Consider the following 4,817-nt stretch of genomic DNA (forward strand, 5'->3'; position numbering starts at 1 on the left):
GGGGTGGCGGCAGCATCCTCCTGGTCATCCTGGTTGTGCTGGCGGGATGGTATTTCGGCTTCGACCCGTCGCAGATCCTGGGTGGCGGCGACGGCGGCTTGCTGCCGGGGGGCGGCGGCCAGATCACCGAGACACAGGACAAGGGCAACGCGCCCGCCAATGACGAGATGAAGCAGTTCGTCGCGACCGTGCTTGCCGATACCGAGGACACCTGGACCGGCATTTTCAAATCCCAGGGGTTGACCTACGAGGACCCCAGGCTGGTGCTGTTCAGCGGCCAGGTTCGCTCGGCTTGCGGCTTCGCCTCGGCGGCGGCCGGGCCGTTCTACTGCCCTGGCGATCGCAAGGTCTATCTGGACATGACCTTCTTCCAGCAGCTCGACCAGCAGTTCGGCGCTTCTGGCGAGTTCGCGCGCGCCTATGTGGTGGCGCACGAGATCGGTCATCACGTGCAGAACCTCACCGGCATCATGGGCAAGTTCAACCAGATGCGGCAGGGCATGAGCGAGGCCGACGCCAATCAGTTGTCGGTGCGCATCGAGCTTCAGGCCGATTGCTTCGCCGGTGTCTGGGCGCATTTCACCCAGCAGAAGGGCATTTTGGAGCAGGGCGACATCGAAAGCGCGTTGAACGCGGCCAAGCAGATCGGCGACGACACGCTGCAGAAAAAGATGCAGGGCTATGTCGTGCCGGAAAGCTTCAACCATGGCACTTCGCAGCAGCGGCAGACCTGGCTGGCGCGGGGCTTCAAGAGCGGCAAGCTGTCCGACTGCAACACGATGAGCGGTCCGATCTGAGGCGGCGTTTCCCCCTCTTTTCGAGTGACGATCCGTGATCGGCGCCCGCTGGCAAGTGGTGTCAGCATAAGGCATTTGCGTTCGTTCGCGGATTGTTCCGGCCGCTGACCTCGCCTATAAGGTCCGTCCCGCCCGTGCCCCAGGGCGGATGAGGAGCTTGTCACCATGATCGACCCGAAAACCGCCAAGCGGGGCCTTGCGCTCGTTTTCACGACGCTTTTGCTCGACATCATCGGCTTCGGCATCATCATGCCGGTGCTGCCGGCCTATCTGGAGGAACTGAGCGGCGTCAGCGTCAGCGAGGCCGCCATCGAGGGCGGCTGGCTGTTTTTCGTCTATGCGGCGATGCAGTTCTTCTTCGCGCCGATCATCGGCGGCCTGAGCGACCGTTTCGGGCGACGGCCGGTCCTGCTTGCCTCGGTGCTGACCTTCTCGATCGACAATCTGATCTGCGCCATCGCCTGGTCCTATCCGATGCTGTTCATCGGCCGCGTGCTCGCCGGCATTTCCGGCGCCAGCTACTCGACGACATCGGCCTTCATCGCCGACATCTCGAATGATGAGAACCGGGCTAAGAATTTCGGCCTGCTCGGCATCGCCTTCGGCGTCGGCTTCGTCATCGGCCCGGTGCTGGGCGGGGTGCTCGGCACGTTCGGGCCGCGTGTGCCGTTCTATTTCGCGGCAGCGCTTGCCTTCGTGAATTTCCTGATCGCGATGGTATTTCTGCCCGAGACGCTGGACGAAAAACACCGCCGGCCCTTCGAGTGGAAGCGCGCCAATCCGGTCGGCACGCTGTTGCAGATGCGCAATTATCCGGGCATCGGCTGGATCGGGCTGGTGTTCTTCCTGATGACGCTCGGCCATATGATGTATCCGGCGGTCTGGGCGTTCGTCTCCAACTACCGCTATGGCTGGAACCAGCAGCAGATCGGCTTCTCGCTCGGCGCCTTCGGCCTGTGCGGCGCGATCATCATGGCGACGGTGCTGCCGCGGATCATTCCGAAACTCGGCGAGTGGAAGACGGCGGCGATCGGGCTGACCATCACTGCGCTCGGCGCCTTCGGCTACGCCTTCGCGACGCAAGGCTGGATGGTCTATGCGGTGATCGTGGCCGGCTGCCTGGAGGCGCTGGCCGATCCGCCGCTGAGGAGCCTCGCCGCCGCCAAGGTGCCGCCGTCGGCGCAAGGCGAATTGCAGGGCGCGATGACCTCGATCTTCTCGATCACCTCGATCATCACACCGTTGCTCTACACGGCGATCTTTTCCTGGTTCACGAGCCCGACCGCGCCGGTCGTGTTCGGCGGCGCGCCCTATGTGCTCGGCGCGATTTTCCTGACGCTGGCGGTCATCGTCTTCGTGACGAAAGTGGCCAGGCCGACGCCGAAGGAAGTCGAGCGCATGCACACCCAGGAGGCCGTGACGAACACTGTCTAGGCGGCGTTGAGCTAGGCGCGCTCTGCCAGCGCTTCCTCGCCGCGCCGCTCGCGGATCAGGTTGACGAAGCGGCGGAAGAGGTAATGCGAATCCTGCGGGCCGGGCGAGGCCTCGGGATGATGCTGGACCGAGAAGACCGGCCGGCCCGTCAGCGCGATGCCGCAGTTCGAACCGTCGAAGAGCGAGACATGGGTTTCCTCGACGCCTTCGGGCAGCGAGTCGGCGTCGACGGCGAAACCGTGGTTCATCGAGACGATCTCGACTTTGCCGGTGGTGTGGTCCTTGACCGGATGGTTGGCGCCGTGGTGGCCCTGATGCATCTTCTCGGTCTTGCCGCCGAGCGCCAGCGCCAGCATCTGATGGCCGAGGCAGATGCCGAACACCGGAATGTCGGTCTTCAAGAGGTTCTGGATCACCGGCACGGCATATTCGCCGGTCGCTTCCGGGTCGCCGGGGCCATTGGACAGGAAGATGCCGTCCGGCTGCATTGCGAGGATCTCCTCCGCAACGGTCTTGGCCGGCACGACGGTGACCTTGGCGCCCAGGCCCGCAAGCAGGCGCAGGATGTTGCGCTTGACGCCGTAGTCGATGGCCACGACATGCATCGACGGCGCGTCCTGCTCGCCATAGCCTTCGTTCCACACCCAGGGCGTCTCGCGCCAGACCGAGGACTGGCCCGATGTGACCTCCTTGGCGAGATCGAGGCCGATCAGGCCCGACCAGGCAGCCGCCTGCCGCTTCAGGTCCTCGATGTCGAAAACGCCGTCGGGCGCATGCGCGATAACGGCATTGGGCATGCCCTTCTCGCGGATCAACACGGTCAGCGCGCGGGTGTCGATGCCGGACAGCGCGACGATGCCGCGCCGCTTCAGCCACTGGTCGAGATGGCTGGCCGCGCGATAGTTGGACGGATCGGTGACATTGGCCTTGAAGATGGCGCCGACAGCGCCGGCGCGGGCCGCCGGATGCAAGTCCTCGATGTCCTCGTCATTGGTGCCGACATTGCCGATATGCGGGAAGGTGAAGGTGACGATCTGGCCAGCGTAGGACGGATCGGTGAGGATCTCCTCGTAGCCGGTCAGCGCCGTGTTGAAGCACACCTCGGCGACGGCCGATCCGGTGGCGCCGAGACCGCGGCCCTCGATCACCGTGCCGTCGGCGAGCACCAGAAGGGCGGTCGGCTTTTCGGTGGCCCAGGGGGCGGTGGTCGTGGCCATGGCGGCACTCCTGTCAGGCGCTGCGACTGGTCAACGGGACCACTCGCGCAGCAAAGCGCGCGAAGCAGGATTTCCCAGCCTCCGCGCGTCAACTCATTGTCTCATGCAGGACCGAGTACATAGGCGAAGGCACCCGAACGGTCAATGCGGACACCGCCAGCCAGCTCTGATTTCCATTCGTCCAGCAATATCAGCGGCTTGTCGGAATTTGCGTTGCCCGTTCGGCGAAGCTATTGTCCGCCGAATTCGAAGGAGAACCACAATGCGCGAGAAAATCGCCGATTCCATGAAGAGCGCGATGAAGGCGCAGGACAAGCACCGCCTGCCGACGCTGCGGCTGATCCAGGCCGCCATCCACGACCGCGACATCGCCAATCGCGGCGCCGGCAAGCCGCCGGCTAGCGAGGAGGAGATCCTGCAGATCCTCGCCAAGATGGTGAAGCAGCGCGAGGAATCGGCCAAGGCGTTCGAGGACGGCAAGCGGCCGGAACTGGCGGCGCAGGAGCGCGGCGAGATGGAGATCATCCGCGAATTCCTGCCGACGCAGCTCGACGAGGCGGCGATCACGGCCGCGGCGCGCGAGGTGATCGCGGCGACCGGCGCCGCCAGCCAGAAGGACATGGGCAAGGTAATCGGCGCGCTGAAGCAGAAATATGCCGGCCAGATGGACTTCGCCAAGGCGAGCGCCATCATCAAGGGACTGCTGCAGTAGGGGCGGCTGCCGAGCGTTTCGCCGTTTCAGGGAACCGGCTAACCGCTATCCCCTTGTTTTTTTCGCAATTTCGGACGGAAAACCGTTACACACTTTTCCTGGAATTGCTTCAGTCCTGGCAGATCGGCACCGGCTGCGGCGGGGGCGCCGGATGGTCCTTCTTGTATTGCGCGATGATTGGCTCCAGCGTCTTCTTCGGCCAGAATTTCGGGGTGCCGATCTCCTTCAGGCAGGAGGCGTTCCAATAGACACCCGCTGCCGAGAGCGCCTGGCCGCCGGCCTTGGCGCGCGCAACGGCGGCGATGTCGCGCGATTCCGGATAGATGTAGAGCGTCGTCGGGCTGTTCTTCACCAGGGGGATGATCTGCTCGGCATCGGCTGGCGACCAGCTGGTGCAGCCATTGCTGCGGCCGCCGGCGTAATTCACCAGCTTGCCGTAGGGCACAAAGCCGTCACGGTTGGCGTAAGAGCTTTGCGGGTTCTTGCGCATGCACAAGCCCTTCAGGATGGCCGCCGGATGCCCCCCGATGACACGCTGCCTGGCGTTCGCCGCTTCCCCTTCGCCGTCGAACTGGATGAAGCTGCGCATGAAAACCGCGTTCTGCGCGCCGACGCGATAGTATCCCTTGAAGGACGTCTTGGTTTCGGCGGTCATAT

General features: G+C 64.2%; 4 protein-coding genes and 1 pseudogene. 3 read left to right on the forward strand and 2 right to left on the reverse strand.

Going from position 1 to position 4,817, the window contains the following annotated elements:
• The coding region (locus tag EOA27_RS22340) for a neutral zinc metallopeptidase (protein ID WP_145970469.1) at positions 1-797 on the forward strand (797 nt) is incomplete at its 5' end.
• A gap of 165 nt (positions 798-962) precedes the next feature.
• Complete coding sequence (locus EOA27_RS22345) at positions 963-2,231, forward strand: TCR/Tet family MFS transporter (protein WP_126081746.1); 1,269 nt, start codon at positions 963-965, stop codon at positions 2,229-2,231.
• An 11-nt stretch (positions 2,232-2,242) separates the two neighbouring features.
• On the opposite strand, the gene carA is transcribed toward EOA27_RS22345, so the two are convergent.
• Positions 2,243-3,448, reverse strand: a complete 1,206-nt coding sequence (gene carA / locus EOA27_RS22350; RefSeq protein WP_126081747.1) for a glutamine-hydrolyzing carbamoyl-phosphate synthase small subunit — start codon at positions 3,446-3,448, stop codon at positions 2,243-2,245.
• Positions 3,449-3,710: 262 nt separating this feature from the next.
• Between carA and EOA27_RS22355 the strand changes: the two genes are divergently transcribed.
• Entirely contained in the window at positions 3,711-4,160 is a 450-nt protein-coding gene (locus EOA27_RS22355; protein WP_126081748.1) for a GatB/YqeY domain-containing protein, read from the forward strand.
• A 109-nt stretch (positions 4,161-4,269) separates the two neighbouring features.
• On the opposite strand, the pseudogene EOA27_RS22360 reads toward EOA27_RS22355, so the two are convergent.
• A pseudogene (locus EOA27_RS22360) lies at positions 4,270-4,817 on the reverse strand (murein L,D-transpeptidase catalytic domain family protein); the annotation flags it as partial.

Source organism: Mesorhizobium sp. M2A.F.Ca.ET.037.01.1.1, from assembly GCF_003998075.1.
GTDB lineage: Bacteria > Pseudomonadota > Alphaproteobacteria > Rhizobiales > Rhizobiaceae > Mesorhizobium.